This is a genomic window from Williamsia sp. R60 (genome assembly GCF_054063855.1).
Genome location: NZ_JBSSGR010000004.1, coordinates 405,352 through 422,452 on the forward strand (window position 1 = coordinate 405,352; position 17,101 = coordinate 422,452).

General features: G+C 67.1%; 15 protein-coding genes and 1 riboswitch. All 15 genes read left to right on the plus strand.

Annotated features, from left to right (window positions below):
- Positions 1–18: 18 nt before the first annotated feature.
- The 15 genes from coaBC to whiA all read left to right on the plus strand — a co-directional run bounded on the left by coaBC (position 19) and on the right by whiA (position 17,040).
- Positions 19–1,296 (plus strand): bifunctional phosphopantothenoylcysteine decarboxylase/phosphopantothenate--cysteine ligase CoaBC, encoded by a 1,278-nt coding sequence (gene coaBC, locus ACVWY6_RS20850; RefSeq protein WP_023959447.1) that lies wholly within the window; start codon positions 19–21, stop codon positions 1,294–1,296.
- A gap of 85 nt (positions 1,297–1,381) precedes the next feature.
- Positions 1,382–2,590: a methionine adenosyltransferase gene (gene metK / locus ACVWY6_RS20855; RefSeq protein ID WP_023959445.1), complete on the plus strand. Its 1,209-nt coding sequence runs from the start codon at positions 1,382–1,384 to the stop codon at positions 2,588–2,590.
- 50 nt (positions 2,591–2,640) lie between these two features.
- Entirely contained in the window at positions 2,641–4,623 is a 1,983-nt protein-coding gene (locus tag ACVWY6_RS20860) for a primosomal protein N' (protein WP_457541174.1), read from the plus strand.
- Between the two features lie 69 nt (positions 4,624–4,692).
- Positions 4,693–5,628 carry a methionyl-tRNA formyltransferase gene (fmt, locus tag ACVWY6_RS20865; protein WP_457541176.1) on the plus strand — a complete coding sequence of 312 codons (936 nt, stop codon included), beginning with the start codon at positions 4,693–4,695 and terminating at the stop codon, positions 5,626–5,628.
- Positions 5,625–6,992: an RsmB/NOP family class I SAM-dependent RNA methyltransferase gene (locus ACVWY6_RS20870; protein WP_457540657.1), complete on the plus strand. Its 1,368-nt coding sequence runs from the start codon at positions 5,625–5,627 to the stop codon at positions 6,990–6,992. Before fmt ends, ACVWY6_RS20870 begins: the two co-directional genes overlap by 4 nt.
- 91 nt (positions 6,993–7,083) lie before the next feature.
- The gene (gene rpe, locus ACVWY6_RS20875; RefSeq protein ID WP_023959437.1) at positions 7,084–7,752 is read left to right on the plus strand and encodes a ribulose-phosphate 3-epimerase; all 669 of its coding nucleotides are present in this window, start codon (positions 7,084–7,086) and stop codon (positions 7,750–7,752) included.
- Positions 7,753–7,793: 41 nt separating this feature from the next.
- The gene (gene ribD, locus ACVWY6_RS20880; protein ID WP_457541178.1) at positions 7,794–8,780 is read left to right on the plus strand and encodes a bifunctional diaminohydroxyphosphoribosylaminopyrimidine deaminase/5-amino-6-(5-phosphoribosylamino)uracil reductase RibD; all 987 of its coding nucleotides are present in this window, start codon (positions 7,794–7,796) and stop codon (positions 8,778–8,780) included.
- Positions 8,781–8,842: 62 nt separating this feature from the next.
- Positions 8,843–9,001, plus strand: a riboswitch (FMN riboswitch).
- Between the two features lie 69 nt (positions 9,002–9,070).
- Positions 9,071–9,673 (plus strand): riboflavin synthase, encoded by a 603-nt coding sequence (locus ACVWY6_RS20885; RefSeq protein ID WP_023959433.1) that lies wholly within the window; start codon positions 9,071–9,073, stop codon positions 9,671–9,673.
- Complete coding sequence (locus ACVWY6_RS20890) at positions 9,670–10,983, plus strand: bifunctional 3,4-dihydroxy-2-butanone-4-phosphate synthase/GTP cyclohydrolase II (protein WP_457540659.1); 1,314 nt, start codon at positions 9,670–9,672, stop codon at positions 10,981–10,983. Before ACVWY6_RS20885 ends, ACVWY6_RS20890 begins: the two co-directional genes overlap by 4 nt.
- Complete coding sequence (gene ribH / locus ACVWY6_RS20895) at positions 10,980–11,477, plus strand: 6,7-dimethyl-8-ribityllumazine synthase (RefSeq protein WP_457540660.1); 498 nt, start codon at positions 10,980–10,982, stop codon at positions 11,475–11,477. Before ACVWY6_RS20890 ends, ribH begins: the two co-directional genes overlap by 4 nt.
- 14 nt (positions 11,478–11,491) lie before the next feature.
- On the plus strand, positions 11,492–11,971 hold the full coding sequence (locus ACVWY6_RS20900) for a PH domain-containing protein (RefSeq protein WP_457540662.1): 480 nt from the start codon (positions 11,492–11,494) through the stop codon (positions 11,969–11,971).
- Positions 11,972–12,048: 77 nt separating this feature from the next.
- Complete coding sequence (gene uvrC, locus ACVWY6_RS20905; protein WP_400730250.1) at positions 12,049–14,106, plus strand: excinuclease ABC subunit UvrC; 2,058 nt, start codon at positions 12,049–12,051, stop codon at positions 14,104–14,106.
- Positions 14,094–15,017, plus strand: a complete 924-nt coding sequence (rapZ, locus tag ACVWY6_RS20910) for an RNase adapter RapZ (protein ID WP_051406560.1) — start codon at positions 14,094–14,096, stop codon at positions 15,015–15,017. Before uvrC ends, rapZ begins: the two co-directional genes overlap by 13 nt.
- The gene (locus ACVWY6_RS20915) at positions 15,014–16,066 is read left to right on the plus strand and encodes a gluconeogenesis factor YvcK family protein (protein WP_457540664.1); all 1,053 of its coding nucleotides are present in this window, start codon (positions 15,014–15,016) and stop codon (positions 16,064–16,066) included. The genes rapZ and ACVWY6_RS20915 overlap by 4 nt, the downstream gene beginning before the upstream one ends.
- A complete protein-coding gene (gene whiA, locus ACVWY6_RS20920) occupies positions 16,057–17,040 on the plus strand; it encodes a DNA-binding protein WhiA (protein WP_023959419.1) in 984 nt (327 codons plus the stop codon). Before ACVWY6_RS20915 ends, whiA begins: the two co-directional genes overlap by 10 nt.
- The last annotated feature ends 61 nt before the right edge of the window (positions 17,041–17,101 follow it).

Below are 17,101 nucleotides of genomic sequence, written 5' to 3' on the forward strand. Positions count from 1 at the left end.
GTCCGGAGGCGAGAGTTCGTGGGCGAGAACGTCGGTACGACGCGTAAGAACATCGTCATCGGGGTCGGTGGCGGCATAGCCGCGTACAAGGTCGGCTCGGTGGTGCGTCACTTCACCGAGGCCGGCCATCACGTGCGTGTCATCCCCACCGAATCGGCGTTGAAGTTCGTCGGTGCGGCAACATTCGAGGCGCTCAGCGGTAACCCCGTCAGCACCGAGGTGTTCGCCGATGTGCCGCGCGTGCCTCACGTCCGTCTCGGTCAGGAAGCGGACTTGGTGTTGATCGCGCCGGCGACCGCCGATCTGATGGCTCGCGCTGCGAGTGGGCGCGCCGACGATCTGTTGACGTCGACGTTGTTGACCGCGCGATGCCCGGTCCTGTTCGTCCCGGCGATGCACACCGAGATGTGGGAGCACCCGGCCACGCAAGCGAATGTGAGCACCCTCCGGGAGCACGGCGCCACCGTGATGACTCCCGCATCGGGCCGTTTGACCGGTGTCGACACCGGGGCCGGACGTCTGCCCGATCCGCAGGAGATATCGCTGCTGGGTGAGCTGCTGCTCGATCGCCCCGACGCCCTCCCGTACGACCTCGCCGGGGTCAAATTCCTGATCAGTGCCGGCGGCACGCGCGAACCCCTCGATCCCGTCCGCTACCTCGGTAATCGCAGCTCCGGGAAGCAGGGGTACGCCCTCGCCCGTGCCGCTGCCCAGCGAGGGGCTCAGGTGACCATGGTCGCCGGTGCCACCTCCAACCTGCCCGATCCCGCGGGAGTGGAGATCATCCGCATCGCCACCGCAGCGCAGCTGGCCGACGAGATTGGAAAGCGAGCCCCCGAGACCGACGTGGTGATCATGGCCGCGGCCGTCGCCGATTTTCGGCCCGTGCAGGTCTCCGACGCCAAGATCAAGAAGTCGGACAGCGGACCGGCCCCCATCGAATTGACCACCAATCCGGACATCCTCGCCGGTCTGGTCGCCGCTCGCCGCAGCGGCTCGGTCCCACGGTCGACGGCCATCGTCGGCTTCGCTGCCGAAACCGGCGACCTCCAGCACGGGGTTCTCGACCACGGCCGGGCAAAACTGGCCCGCAAAGGATGCGACCTCTTGGTCGTCAACGCGGTGGGCGAGGGCAAGGCATTCGGCATGGACCACAACACCGGTTGGATCCTGGCCGCAGGGGGCGAAGAAACTGCCCTGCCACTCGGGTCGAAAACACTCATGGCGACCCGAATACTTGACGCGATCAACGCTGTACGCACAGATGGTGTTGGCGCAGAAGGTCGATGTCCGTAGCTCGACCCACGTGTGTAATTTGAGGTCCGCGGGTAGTCGCGCACCGTACCGAACTCTTCAGGACCACCGCCTCCGAGAGGAAAACATGACCGATACCCGTTTGTTCACCAGCGAGTCCGTCACCGAGGGTCATCCCGACAAGATCTGTGACGCGATCAGCGACTCGATCCTCGACGCCCTGCTGACCGAGGATCCGCGTGCCCGGGTTGCGGTGGAGACTTTGGTCACCACCGGTCAGGTCCATGTGGCGGGTGAGGTGAACACGACGGCGTACGCCGACATCCCCAAAATCGTGCGCGAGAAGGTCCTGGAGATCGGCTACGACTCGTCGGCCAAGGGATTCGATGGCAACTCCTGCGGTGTCAACGTCGCCATCGGCGCGCAGTCCCCGGAGATCGCCCAGGGTGTCGACAACGCGTACGAGTCGCGCGTGGAAGGCATCACCGAGGACGAGATCGCTCGCCAGGGTGCCGGCGACCAGGGCCTGATGTTCGGATACGCGACCAACGAGACCCCTGAGTTCATGCCGGTTCCGATCGCGCTTGCGCACCGTCTCGCCCGTCGCCTCACCGAGGTACGTAAAGAAGGTGTGCTCCCATACCTGCGGCCGGACGGTAAGACCCAGGTCACCATCGAATACAACGGTGACAAGCCGGTCCGCCTCGACACCGTGGTGGTCTCCACGCAGCACGCCGCCGACATCGACCTCGAGAACCTCCTCACCCCCGACATCCGCAGCAAGGTCTTGGATTCGGTGTTCGCCGATCTCGATCTGCCGTTCCTCAACACCGATGATGTCCGTCTGCTGGTCAACCCGACCGGCAAGTTCGTCCTCGGCGGGCCCATGGGCGACGCCGGACTCACCGGGCGCAAGATCATCGTCGACACCTACGGCGGCATGGCCCGTCACGGTGGCGGCGCCTTCTCGGGCAAGGACCCGTCGAAGGTCGACCGCAGTGCTGCATACGCCATGCGCTGGGTCGCCAAGAATGCAATCGCGGCAGGTCTGGCCGGTCGCATCGAGGTTCAGGTCGCCTACGCCATCGGCAAGGCTGCCCCCGTGGGCTTGTTCGTCGAGACCTTCGGCACAGAGACCGTCGACCCTGCCAAGATCCAGTCGGCCATCTCCGAGGTCTTCGACCTGCGTCCGGGCGCGATCATCCGCGACCTCGACCTGCTTCGGCCGATCTACGCCCCGACGGCCGCCTACGGACATTTCGGTCGCACCGACATCGATCTGCCGTGGGAGCACACCGACCGGGCAGACAAGCTGAAGGCTGCTGCCGGCGCGTGAAACCAGAGCGGCAGCTCGCACCTGAACTGCCGGTCGCGCGTGTTCTGCCGATGCTCGGGCTGGCCCATCTGGACCGGCCGTTCGACTACCAGGTACAAGATGCCCAGCACCTGGACGCCCAGCCGGGTGTCCGGGTGCGGGTGCGTTTTTCCGGCCGTCTCGTCGACGGGTACATACTCGACCGCATCGAGGCCAGCGACCATCCCGGCAAGCTCGGGTGGCTCGAGAGGGTGGTCTCGCCGGAACCGGTCCTGACCTCGGAGTTGGCCACGCTGGCGCGGGCGGTCGCCGATCGGTACGCGGGCACCATGACAGATGTCCTGCGGCTGGCCATCCCGCCCCGCCATGCGCGCACCGAGCAGACCGTGGGTGCCCCGCCAGGCACCCCCAGGCCCCCGACCGTCGATGTAGACGGATGGGAACCATACGAGCATGCAGAGTCGTACCTTGCTGCTGTCGCTGATGGCAAAGCCGCGCGGGCGGCATGGCAGGCGGTGCCCGGGGAGGACTGGCCCCGGCGACTGGCCGAACTCGCATGCCACACGGTGGTCGCCGGCCGCAGCGCCATCATCGTGGTGCCCGACCAGCGCGATCTGGTACGGCTCGAAGCAGCGTGCGAACCGATCTTGGGTGACCGGGTGGTGTCCTTGTCCGCGGGATTGGGCCCTTCGGCACGGTATCGGCGGTGGTTGCGAGCACTGCGCGGGCAAGCCTCGGTGGTGATCGGCACCCGGAGCGCAGTGTTCACGCCGATTCCCGACCTCGGACTGATCTGTGTGTGGGACGACGGGGACGACAGCCTGTGCGATCCCCGTGCGCCGTACCCACATACCCGCGAAGTGGCGGTCCTGCGGTCGCACAGCGACAAATGCGCACTGGTCCTCGGTGGTGTCGCTCGTACGGCCGAGACCCAAGCCCTCGTCGATGCCGGCTGGGCTCACGACCTCACCGCGTCACGTTCGGTGGTCCGTGAACGATCCCCTCGCATCTCGGCGCTCTCCGACGAGGACAACCGGGTGGTCCGTGATCCGCTTGCTCGCTCGGCCCGAATCCCGGCCGTCGCGTTCGATGCGGCCCGCGCCGCCTTGTCCGCCGACGCCCCCGTGCTCTTCAGCGTGCCCAGGCGCGGTTATCTACCGTCGCTGGCCTGTGAACGGTGCCGTTCGCACGTACGTTGCCGTCGATGCCACGGACCGATGCAGGCAGACGGCCCGGTGCCGACCGATGGTGCCGGGCCCGACAGCAACTCGGTGGGTTTGTTGAGCTGCCGGTGGTGTGGTCATCCCGACGCCGACTTCCGCTGCACCGAATGCGGTTTCACCAAGGTGAGGGCGCTGACGACGGGGGCTCGCCGGACGGCCGAGGAGCTGGGCCGCGCATTCCCGGGGGTTCCCGTCCTGACCTCGGGCGGAGACAAGATCGTCGACAGCATCGGCAGCGGTCCCCGTGTTGTGGTCAGTACCCCGGGCGCCGAGCCCGTTGCCGAAGACGGTTACGGCGCCGCCATCCTGCTGGACACGTGGGCGCAGCTCGATCGCACCGAACTGCGAGCCAGCGAAGAGGCGGTTCGCCGCTGGCTGTCCGCCGCCATGCTCGTACGTCCCCACGGACGTGGGGGAGCAGTGGTGATCGTCGCCGACGCGGGACTCGGCCCGGTGCAGTCGGTGATCCGTTGGGACCCCGTCGGCTTCGCCGAGAACGAGGTGGCGCAGCGGACCGAACTCGGGTTCCCGCCTGCGGTCACGATGGCCTCGATCGACGGCGCCGGTCCGGCCATCGTCGCCTTTGCCGAAACCGTCCACCTCCCGCCGGGTGGTGAGGTGCTCGGTCCGGTGGAACTACCCGCCGGCGTGCGGTTGCCCTCTGGCCTCAATCGCGACGAGATCTCCGATCCGCAGCGAATACTGCTGCGGTGTAGAAGATCTCAAGGTCGAGAACTGGCTGCGGCGCTCCATGCAGCGCAGGTCGGCCGGAATGCACAACACGATTCACAGCCGATCAGGGTGCAGATGGATCCGCCCACCATCGGCTGAGGCTTCTGGGTGGCTAGGCTGTTGGTCGGCCGCGAACACGCGGACAGAACTCGGAGATTGGGGTACTACATGCGGGTGGTGTTCGCAGGCACGCCCGAACCCGCGGTTGCGTCTCTCGAGGCGTTGATCGAGTCGCCCCGCCATGAGGTCGTGGGCGTGATCAGTCGGCCCGACGCAGCAGCGGGCCGGGGACGGAAGATCACCCGGTCACCGGTGGCTGCCCTCGCCGACGAGCACGCCATCCCCGTGATCACTCCGAGAAGGCTCAATGATCCCGATGCTGTCGAGCAATTACGAGAGTGGGCGCCCGACTGCGCCCCGGTGGTGGCCTACGGCGGACTGGTACCGCCGGAGCTGCTGGATCTTCCCACCCACGGCTGGGTCAATCTGCATTTCTCGTTGTTGCCGTCATGGCGCGGCGCTGCACCGGTGCAGGCGGCGATCGCTGCGGGCGACGAGATGACCGGCGCCAGTACCTTCCGGCTCGAAGCAGGTCTCGACACCGGCCCGGTCTTCGGCGTGGTCACCGAACGGATCCGCGACACCGATACCGCCGGCGACCTGCTGGGTCGGCTGTCCGAGACAGGGGCGCACCTGCTGGTGACCACCCTCGACGGCATCGAGGACGGCTACCTGGAAGCCAAACCGCAACCGGCCGACGGCATCAGCACGGCTCCGAAGATCACCATCGACGACGCACGCATTCGCTGGGACCTACCGGCGCACCTGATCGATCGGCACATCCGGGCGATGACACCCCACCCAGGTGCCTGGACCACGCTGGATGATCTGCGGGTCAAGGTGTTACGTGCGTCGATGGTCACCGAACCGGTCGATGTGACGCCGGCTCCGGGCGAGCTGGCCGTGACGAAGAAGGCCCTGTACGTGGGTACCAAGACGGTGCCGATTCGACTCGATTCAGTTCAGCCGCAAGGCAAAAAAGCAATGGCCGGTCCCGACTGGGCGCGCGGGGCCAGGCTCACCGATGGACAGGCACTCACATGAACCGCCCCGTTGACGATCAGGAACACACCCCGATAGATCCGGCCCGGCAGGCTGCCGTGGAGGTGCTGGCCGCTGTGCGTGAGCGGGACGCCTACGCCAACCTGGTACTGCCGAAGATGTTGCGGGACCGCAAGATCACCGGCCGCGACGCTGCCCTGGCCACCGAACTGACCTACGGCACCAGCCGTGCGGTGGGGTTGCTCGACCAGATCATCTCCGACGTCGCGAAAAGGCCCGTCGAGGAGATCGACGGGGCAGTCCTCGATGTGCTGCGGTTGGGTGCATACCAACTGTTGCGGACGCGGATCGGCGCGCATGCCGCCGTCTCGACGTCGGTGGACCTCGTCCGTTCCCGCGCCGGTCACGGACCTGTGGGTTTCGCAAACGCAGTGTTGCGCAAGATCTCCCAGCGCACCGAAGAGCTGTGGGTGGACGCGCTCGCACCGCCGATCAGTGAGGACCTCATCGGTCATCTGGCATTTCAGTACGCTCATCCGCGCTGGATCGCCGAGGTGTTCGACAACGCGCTCGGTGGTTCGGCGGGTGCTCTGCAGGCCGCACTGGCGGCGGACGACGAACGCCCGTCGACCCATCTGGTCGCCCGGCCGGGCATGATCACCGCCGACGAACTCGCCGCCGTCACCGGAGGTGACGTGGGCCGCTACTCGCCCTACTGCGTGTACCTCGACAGCGGCGATCCAGGCGACATCGAACCGATCCGTGAAGGTCTGGCCGGCGTCCAGGACGAAGGCAGTCAGTTGGTGGCCCGCGCACTCGCGATCGCTCCTCTCGACGGCGACGACGCCGGTCGATGGCTCGACCTGTGCGCCGGTCCTGGTGGCAAGGCGGCCCTGCTCGGCGCTCTTGCCGACATAGACGGTGCGCGGGTCACCGCGGTCGAGAAAGCCCCGCACCGCGCCGAATTGATCCGTAAGGCGACCCGGGAGCTACCCGTCGACGTGATCGTCGGCGACGGGCGTGACCCAGGCCTGGAGCCAGGGTTCGACCGTGTGCTGGTGGACGCCCCGTGCACCGGCCTCGGTGCCCTCCGGCGCCGGCCAGAGGCCCGGTGGCGACGCAACCCAGATGACGTTCCCGATCTCGTCGCGCTGCAGAAGCAGTTGCTCGCGTCGGCGGTGGACCAGCTCCGGCCGGGTGGCGTGGTGGTCTACTCCACGTGCTCACCACACCCGGCCGAAACCCGCGAGGTGGCGGATTGGGCGATCGCCGAGTTGCCGGTGACCGCACTGGACACCCGTGACCTGGTACCCGTGGACGATCTGACCGGAGGGCCGTATGTGCAGCTCTGGCCTCACCTGCACGGCACCGACGCCATGTTCTTCGCGGCGCTCCGCAAGAACTGATCGGCGGCGGGATACGACACGCCAAAACGCGTGTGCAGCAGTCCGGACCGGTCCGTTGGGTTGGGTCTAGCCCCGACATTAGGATGACTGCATGTCGAATCAGCCGATGATCGCGCCGTCCATCCTGTCCGCCGACTTCGCCAGGCTCGGAGCCGAAGCAGATGCGGTCACCGGTGCCGATTGGCTACACGTCGATGTGATGGACGGTCACTTCGTCCCGAACCTCACTCTCGGCCTACCGGTGGTGCAAAGCCTGCTCAAGAGCACGGATATCCCGATCGACTGCCACCTGATGATCGAGGACCCGAAGCGGTGGGCCCCGGGTTATGCCGAGGCGGGGGCACACAACGTCACGTTTCACGCGGAGGCCACCGACGATCCCGTGGCCGTGGGGCGCGACATCCGGGCCGCCGGCGCGAAGGCGGGTCTGAGTATCAAACCCGGCACGTCCCTCGACCCGTACCTCGAGATCCTCAGAGAGTTCGACACGTTGCTGGTGATGAGTGTGGAACCCGGTTTCGGCGGGCAGTCGTTCATCCCTGACGTGCTCGACAAGGTCCGGCGCATCCGCAAGCTCGTCGATTCCGGTGAATTGCGTGTACTCGTCGAGATCGACGGGGGCATCAACGCGGACACCATCGAACAAGCGGCCGCGGCCGGTGTCGATTGTTTTGTTGCGGGATCGGCGGTCTACGGGGCCGATGACCCCGCGCAAGCCGTCGAATCGCTTCGCGCACAGGCGCTCAGCGCTCGACAGTGACGAGCGCCGCGACTCCCGTGACCGGACCTGTCTCGGCGGCGATGCACCGCGCGATGAGCGAATCGATCGGTGCGCGCGGACTGAGCACCCCGAATCCGCCAGTCGGCGCGGTGATCCTCGACGCCGACGGAAACGTCGCCGGGGTCGGACACACCAGGGAGGCCGGGGGCCCGCACGCCGAGGTGGTCGCTCTCGGGCAGGCAGGAGACAGAGCTGCGGGTGGGACCGCAGTGGTGACCCTCGAGCCGTGCAACCACACCGGGCGAACCGGGCCGTGTTCTGAGGCACTGATCGCGGCCGGAATCAGAGTTGTCCACTACGCGGTCGCCGACCCCAACCCCGTTGCCACGGGAGGACATCAGCGACTCGAGGCTGCGGGACTCCAGGTGCACGGCGGCGTGTGCGCCGACACGGTTGCCGCCGGCCCACTTCGCGAATGGTTGTTCCGTCAGGAGCACGGCCGTCCGATGGTGACCGCCAAGTTCGCCGCATCCGTCGACGGACGGGTCGCTGCGCCCGACGGCTCGAGCCAGTGGATCACGGGTCCGGCCGCACGTGAGCGTGTGCACGACGAACGTGCGCAGATCGACGCGATCGTCGTCGGCACGGGCACCGTACTGGCCGACGACCCGAGCCTCACCGCGAGGTACCCCGACGGCTCACTCCGGGAACACCAGCCACTGCGAGTTGTCGTCGGATCGTCGGCCATCCCGTCGGAGGCCAAGGTGTTCGACGGTCGAGCGCGCACCATCCGCATTCGTGAGCACGAACCGGCAGCCGTGGTGGAGGCCCTCGCCGAGCTGAGCAATGTGCAGATCGAGGGCGGATCACGATTGCTCGGTGCGTTCTTCGCGGCGGGTTTGGTCGACCGGGTGCAGGCGTATGTCGCCCCGCTGGTGATCGGCGGGGGACTCGCGGCGATCACGGACGACACGGTCACCACCCTGCAGCAGGCGAGGCGATTTTCGACCGATCGTGTGGAGACACTCGGTGACGACGTTCTGCTCACCCTGACCGCAACCCGCTGACCGGCCATTTCATGGCCTTCTCGCTGGTCAGCGGGATCGATGGATGTGCTAACTTCGTAGGTGGAAGTTCTCGGGGCGGGGTGTAATTCCCCACCGGCGGTAATCGTGGGCGACAGTTCGTCCGCGGAGCCCGCGAGCGCCCGCATCACGCGATGCGGGGTCAGCAGATTCCGGTGAGATTCCGGAGCCGACGGTGATAGTCCGGATGAAAGAGAACACCACAGCCGGTCCGACGGATCGGCACGTGCTACGCCGCCCTGAGATCGCAGCAGCGATGTGAGGAGTTGGCGATGTTCACCGGAATCGTCGAAGAACGCGGCAGTATCGTCGCGCGTGAAGACCTGTCCGACGCGGCGCGGTTCACCGTCCGTGGGCCCCTGGTCACCAGCGATGCCGGTCACGGTGACTCGATCGCCGTCAACGGCGTCTGCCTGACCGTGGTGGAACTGCGGCCCGGCGGTGAGTTCACCGTCGACGTGATGGCCGAGACCCTCACCCGCAGCTCACTGGCCACCGTCAGTCCCGGCAGCCCGGTCAACCTCGAGCGTGCGATGCCCGCCGGTGGCCGTTTCGGCGGACACATCGTGCAGGGGCATGTCGACGGTGTCGGCACCGTCCAGACCGTGAACCAGGCGGAGAACTGGACCGTCGTGCGGATCGGTACCACGACGGCGGTTGCGCGCTACATCGTCGAGAAGGGCTCGATCACCGTCGACGGTGTGTCACTGACCGTTTCGGCCATCGGACCCGATTGGTTCGAGATCTCGCTCATCCCAACCACTCTCGATCTGACGACGCTGGGTGCGGCCGTCCCGGGGGTGGTCGTTAACCTGGAGGTAGACGTGATCGCCAAATACGTCGAACGGCTAGCCGCGATCGGAGTACAGCGATGAACAGTCCAACGGACGAGGTCGACGGCCTGCGCCAGACCACCAGGTTCGACACGGTGGAGCGGGCCATCGCCGACATCGCTGCCGGAAAAGCCGTTGTCGTCGTGGACGACGAGGACCGGGAGAACGAGGGCGACCTGATCTTCGCGGCCGAGAAGGCCACCCCTGAACTCGTGGCCTTCATGGTCCGCTACACCTCGGGATACCTGTGTGTGCCACTCGACGGTGCCGACTGTGACCGCCTCGGGCTTCCGCCGATGTACTCGGTGAACCAGGACAAGCACGGCACCGCCTACACCGTGACGGTTGATGCCCGCGAGGGAATCGGAACAGGCATCAGCGCATCGGACCGCGCCGCCACCATGCGCCTGCTGGCCGACCCGGCGAGCACGGCGGGGGACTTCACCAGGCCCGGCCACGTCGTTCCCCTGCGCGCCAAGGAGGGCGGTGTACTTCGCCGCCCCGGCCACACCGAGGCCGCGGTCGATCTGGCTCGGATGGCCGATCTGTCGCCTGCCGGGGTCATCTGCGAGATCGTCAGCCAGAAGGACGAGGGCGCGATGGCCCAGACCCCGGAACTGCGGGTGTTCGCCGACGAACACGACCTCGCGCTGATCTCCATCGCCGAGCTGATCGCCTGGCGACGTCGCCATGAGAAGCATGTGGTGCGGGTGGCCGATGCCAGGATCCCGACGGCGCACGGCACGTTCCGGGCTGTCGGTTACACCAGCATCTACGACGATGTCGAACACGTCGCGCTGGTACTGGGCGACATCGCCGGCGCAGACGGCGAGGGCAACGACGTGCTGGTTCGCGTCCACTCCGAGTGTCTGACCGGCGATGTCTTCGGGTCGCTGCGTTGTGATTGCGGTCCCCAGCTCGACGCCGCCCTGGAGATGGTGGCCGACGAAGGCCGCGGGATCGTCCTCTACATGCGGGGCCACGAGGGCCGCGGCATCGGCCTGCTGCACAAGCTGCAGGCCTATCAGCTGCAGGATGCCGGGTCGGACACGGTCGACGCTAACCTGGAGCTGGGTCTGCCTGCCGACTCCCGCGACTACGGTCTGGGGGCACAGATCCTCGTCGATCTGGGTGTGTCGTCGATGCGGTTGCTGACGAACAACCCGGCCAAGCGGGTGGGCCTCGACGGTTACGGCCTGCACGTCACCGAACGAGTGCCGATGCCCGTGCGTCCCAACGCCGAGAACCTGCGTTATCTGCGGACCAAGCGCGACCGGATGGGTCACGACCTGGTCGGACTCGAAGACGACCCGGGCCACCCCTTCAACGTGAGCGGAGGCAACCCCGCATGAGCGGCGCCGGAGAACCCGAACTCGAGCTCGGTGACGCGAGCAGTCTGCGACTGGCGATCGTTGCCTCGCAATGGCATTCGACCATTTGCGAATCGCTGCTGCGCGGCGCCACCACCGCCGCGGCCAAGGCCGGGATCGATGCGCCTACGGTGATCCGCGTGGCCGGTGCCATCGAACTGCCCGTCATCGTGCAGGCGCTGGCCCGGACCCATGACGCCGTCGTTGCCCTCGGAGTGGTGATCAAGGGCGAGACGCCTCACTTCGAATACGTCTGCGATGCGGTCACCGCAGGTCTGACCCGGGTGTCGCTCGACGAGTCGACCCCCGTCGGCAACGGGGTGCTGACCACGCTGGACGAACAGCAGGCGCTCGACCGTGCCGGACTTCCCGAGTCGAAAGAAGACAAGGGCGCCCAGGCTGCCACCGCGGCGATCGCGTCGGCGCTGATCTTGCGGACACTCGCCCGAGACGACAACCCAGCCGAGGTCCGATGAGACTGCGTTCGACCGTGACCGCGAACACCTCCGGCAGCCGGGACGAGGACCGATGGCAGCTGGAGTACAAACCACGGAAGTCGCCGCGCTACGCGATCGTCGCAGGGGCGGCCATCATCATCGTCTTCATCGTGATCGCAGCGCTGTTGCGCGTCTCGGACACCGGAGCGTACTTCCGCACCTCGGACCAGGTCGCCATGGCACTGATCGGGTGCCTGATCGGTGGGTCGCTCCTCACCCTCACCCGCGCCCGCATCAGGGTCGGGGCGGAGGGTGTCGCGGTCCGGAACCTGTTGCAGGAGCGCATCTTCGACTGGAGCATCGTGCGTGGGCTCAGGTATCCGGACAGCGCGAACTGGGCGCGCCTGGAACTCCCGGAGGACGAACATGTCCCGGTACTGGCCATCCAGGCGAACGACGGCGAGAGGGCGATCGCGGCCATGAACGAGTTCCGCGCCCTGCGCGACCGATACACCCACGACCCTGAACGCTGACCTGAGCATCGCGAGTCCTCACCGGGGGCGGCGGCCGCGTGTGCGGCCTTGTCGGCGCGGGGTACTAGCCTGGAATCGTGCCTGACCCGTCTACGTACCGCCCGGCTCCGGGGAGCATTCCCACCGAGCCCGGTGTGTACAAATTCAGGGACATCCACCATCGGGTGATCTACGTGGGCAAGGCGAAAAGTCTTCGTTCGCGGCTGACCTCTTACTTCGCGGACCTGTCCTCGCTGCACCCCCGTACGCGCCAGATGGTGACCACGGCGGCATCCGTCGAGTGGACCGTGGTGTCCACCGAAGTCGAGGCCCTGCAACTCGAATACAACTGGATCAAAGAGTTCGATCCGCGTTTCAACGTCCGCTACCGCGACGACAAGAGCTACCCGATGCTCGCCGTCACGATGGCCGAGGAATACCCGCGGTTGTTCGTCTACCGCGGACCACGTCGCAAGGGGGTCCGCTACTTCGGGCCCTATTCGCATGCCTGGGCGATTCGCGAGACCCTCGATCTGCTCACCCGGGTGTTTCCCGCTCGCACGTGTTCCTCCGGAGTGTTCAAGCGGCACAAGCAGATCGACCGACCGTGTCTGCTGGGTTACATCGACAAGTGCGCGGCCCCGTGCATCGGGCGCGTCAGCGCAGAAGAACACCGGACCATCGTCGAGGACTTCTGCGACTTCCTCGCCGGGCGCACCGATCGCATGATCAACAACCTCCAGGGCCAGATGGAACGCGCATCGGCAGAGCTGGACTTCGAGCGCGCGGCCCGGCTGCGCGACGACATCGGGGCCCTGCGGCGGGCACTCGAACGGCAGGCCGTGGTACTCGGAGACGGCACCGACGCCGATCTCGTGGCCATGGACGGCGACCAGCTCGAGGTGTCGGTGCAGGTCTTCCATGTCCGCGGCGGCCGCGTCCGCGGTCAACGTGGGTGGATCGTGGAGAAGTCCGGCGACGACCAGATGGCCGAGCAGGTCGGACAGTTCCTCACGCAGTTCTACGGCGAGCAGGTCGATCAAGCCGACTCGATCGACGTGGAGGATGGCCACGCGAAGGCCGACCCGGTACCCCGGGAGGTACTGGTACAAACGCTGCCCCCGAACGTCGACGAAGTCCGCGAATGGCTCTCGAGCCTGCGGGGGAGCAATGTGGACCTGCGCATCCCCCAACGCGGTGACAAACGGGCGCTGATGGAGACCCTGGCGCGCAACGCCGCCGACGCCCTCAACCAGCACAAGCTCAAGCGTGCGGGCGACCTGACGACCCGGTCGGCCGCCCTCACCGAGATCCAGGACACCCTCGGCCTCGACACCGCGCCGCTGCGGATCGAATGTATCGACATCTCGCACGTGCAGGGCACGGACGTGGTTGCATCGTTGGTGGTGTTCGAAGACGGCCTGCCACGCAAGTCCGACTATCGGCACTACGCGATCCGTGAGGCCGCCGGGGACGGCCGGTCCGACGATGTCGCCTCGATCGCCGAGGTCACACGCCGCAGGTTCCTGCGCCACCGTGCCGATGTCGCGGCCGCAGCTCCGGTGACAACCGCGGCGATCGGTGGGGGCATAGCGGCTGACGGCGTCGTCGAGGTAGATCCGAACGGGGGAGACATGGCGCCGGAAGCGGCGATCGACCCGAAGACGGGGCGTCCGCGCAAGTTCGCCTACCCACCGAATCTCTTTGTCGTGGACGGCGGCGCGCCACAGGTGCATGCGGCGGCGGCGGTCCTGGACGAGTTGAACATCACCGATGTCGCGGTGATCGGTCTGGCCAAACGACTTGAAGAGGTATGGGTGCCCGGCGACGATGATCCGGTCATCTTCCCCCGGACCAGCGAAGCGCTCTTCCTCCTGCAGCGGGTACGCGATGAGGCGCACCGGTTCGCGATCAGCTTCCATCGCAGCAAGCGCAGCAAACGGATGACCGCCTCGGCACTCGACGGCGTGCCCGGGTTGGGAGCAACCCGGCGTGCGGCTCTTGTCGCGCACTTCGGGTCGGTGGCCAATCTGCGGCAGGCCACCATCGAACAGATCTCCGAGGTACCCGGGATCGGCCAGACCACCGCTCGGGCGGTGCAAGAGGCACTTGTCGAACATAATCAGGGCAGTGAACAGACAGGATCCGCCAGGTGAGTGAATCGCAGGCCGGCACCACAACCGGCGCCCCAGGGCTGACCGAGGTGTTGCTGGTCACCGGACTGTCCGGTGCCGGCAGCAGCACCGTTGCGAACCTGCTCGAAGACGCCGGCTGGTACGTGGTGGACAACGTCCCGCACACCTTGATCAGGTCGATGGTGGACGTGGCCCGCCGCGACGACTCCGCCATCTCCCGGATGGCGATCGTGATGCGTATCCAGATCGACTCCTACGCCTCGGCCCTCGATGCTTTGCGCTCCGAACTGGCCCTGACCGGTGTCGATCCCAAGGTGGTGTTCATCGAGGCGTCGGACCAGGTGCTGGTACAGCGGTTCGAGCAGGTACGTCGCCGACATCCGTTGCAGGGCAACGGCACTCTGATCTCGGCCATCGCGACCGAGCGGGCGATGCTGGCTGCGGTGAAGGAACGGGCGGATCTTGTCATCGACACCTCGAACCTGTCGGTGGCCAGGTTGCGGGTGATCATCGAGGGCGCATATGCGAACGCGTCGGTCGCTGACGTGAGCGTGGTGGTCGAGTCGTTCGGGTTCAAGTACGGACTGCCGATCGACGCGGACATGGTGGCCGACGTTCGTTTCCTGCCCAATCCACACTGGGTGCCGGAGCTCCGCGACCACAACGGTCTCGAGGAGCCGGTGCGTGACTACGTGCTGGGTCAGGAGGGCGCCGATGAGTTCCTGGAGAAATACGAGCAGATCTTGAGACTGGTCGGTGCGGGATACCGGCGCGAGGGCAAGAGGTACATGACGGTTGCCATCGGGTGCACCGGTGGAAAACACCGAAGCGTCGCGATGAGCGAGGCCATCGCCGCCCGATTGTCGTGCCCGGCCGATGGCGCGGCCGCTTTTGCGGTACGGGTGGCCCATCGGGATCTGGGCCGCGAATGACCGGCCGCGACCCCTCGATCGTCGCGCTGGGTGGGGGGCATGGTCTGTACGCCACCCTCACCGCCATGCGCCGGTTGAGCAACAACGTGACCGCCGTGGTGACGGTCGCCGACGACGGCGGATCGTCCGGACGTCTGCGGTCCGAACTCGGCGTCCTGCCGCCCGGTGATCTCCGGATGGCCATTGCCGCCTTGCTCGCTGCCACCGAACCAGAGAGCCGGGATGTCGCCGGGGTCGCCGGTGCACGGCCACCCGAGGAGTGGGCCGCGCTGTTGCAGCACCGCTTCGGCGGGCGCGGAGCCCTGGCAGGCCATCCGGTCGGAAATCTGTTGCTCGCCGGGCTCACCGAGGTCACCGGCGACGCGGTCAAGGCGCTGGAGATGATCACCACATTGTTCGGTGTGCAGGGCAGGGTGTTGCCGATGTCGGCCACCGCCCTCGACATCGAAGCCGATGTGTCCGGGCTCGAAGCCGACCCGCGGATCAGCCATTCGATCCGCGGTCAGGTCGCGGTCGCGACCACGCCGGGCAAGGTGCGCCGGGTCCGGTTGCTGCCGCACCAGCCGCCGGCGTGCCCGGAGGCCGTCGACGCCATCGACGGAGCCGACCTGGTGGTCCTCGGCCCGGGGTCCTGGTTCTCGAGCGTGATCCCGCATGTGTTGGTACCCGAGCAGCTCGCCGCCCTGAAACGGACGGCGGCCCGCAAGATCCTCATCGTCAACCTCGCCCCCGAACCCGGTGAGACAGCCGGTTTTTCGGTTGAACGGCACCTGCACGTCCTGCTCGCCCACGCCGACGATTTCCGGGTCGACCACGTGGTCGTCGACTCGGCGTCGGTGCCCTTCGGACGCGAACGCGAGCATGTGGAACGAGCTGCGGCGAAGTTCGGTGCCACCCTGCACGACGGCGAACTGGCAGTCCCTGGCACCCACACCCACGACCCCGCTCGCGTGGCGGCTCTCATCGCCGGCCTGTGCGATAGTGAAGCCGCCAGTTACAGATCGATAGTTCCAACAACCACAGAGGGAGACGGCGTCCGGTGGCGATGACATCCGCGGTCAAAGACGAACTGAGTCGTCTGGCGGTCACGCAGGTGAGCAGCCGGAAGGCCGAGGTCTCGGCTCTACTGCGTTTCGCGGGCGGACTCCACATCGTCGCGGGACGTGTGGTGGTGGAGGCCGAGGTCGACCTCGGCAACGTCGCGCGGCGGCTGCGCCAGGCGATCTTCGACCTCTACGGGTACAACTCCGAGTTCCACGTCCTCAGTGCCGGCGGCATCCGCAAGAGTGCCCGGTACATCGTCCGCGTCACCAAGGATGGCGAGGCCCTGGCCCGTCAGACCGGCCTGCTGGACATGCGAGGCAGACCCGTGCGTGGCCTACCGGCCCAGGTGGTCGGCGGCACCATCGGTGATGCCGAAGCTGCTTGGCGTGGAGCATTTCTCGCGCACGGATCGTTGACCGAGCCCGGTCGTTCCTCGGCCCTGGAGGTCAGCTGCCCCGGGCCGGAGGCCGCGCTGGCCCTGGTGGGTGCAGCTCGGCGGCTCGGTGTCACCGCCAAGGCCCGTGAGGTCCGCGGCGCCGACCGCGTGGTGATCCGCGACGGCGAGGCCATCGGCGCGTTGCTGACCCGCATGGGAGCGCAGGACACCCGGCTCACCTGGGAAGAGCGTCGGATGCGCCGCGAGGTGCGTGCCACCGCCAACCGCCTGGCGAACTTCGACGACGCCAACCTGCGTCGGTCGGCGCGTGCCGCTGTTGCGGCTGCGGCCCGGGTGGAGCGCGCGCTCGAGATCCTCGGCGACCAGGTGCCGGATCACCTGATCTCGGCGGGACAGCTCCGGATCACCCACCGGCAGGCATCGCTGGAGGAGTTGGGCCAGCTCGCCGATCCGCCGATGACGAAAGACGCTGTGGCGGGCCGTATCCGGCGTCTGCTGTCGATGGCCGATAAAAAGGCGCGGACCGAAGGCATCCCCGACACCGAGTCGGCGGTCACCGCCGACCTGCTCGACGACGACTGACGAGCGCGGCCGGGCGCTTCGGCGTCCCACCACGCCCGGTGCCAGGACCGGGCGTGCCTGG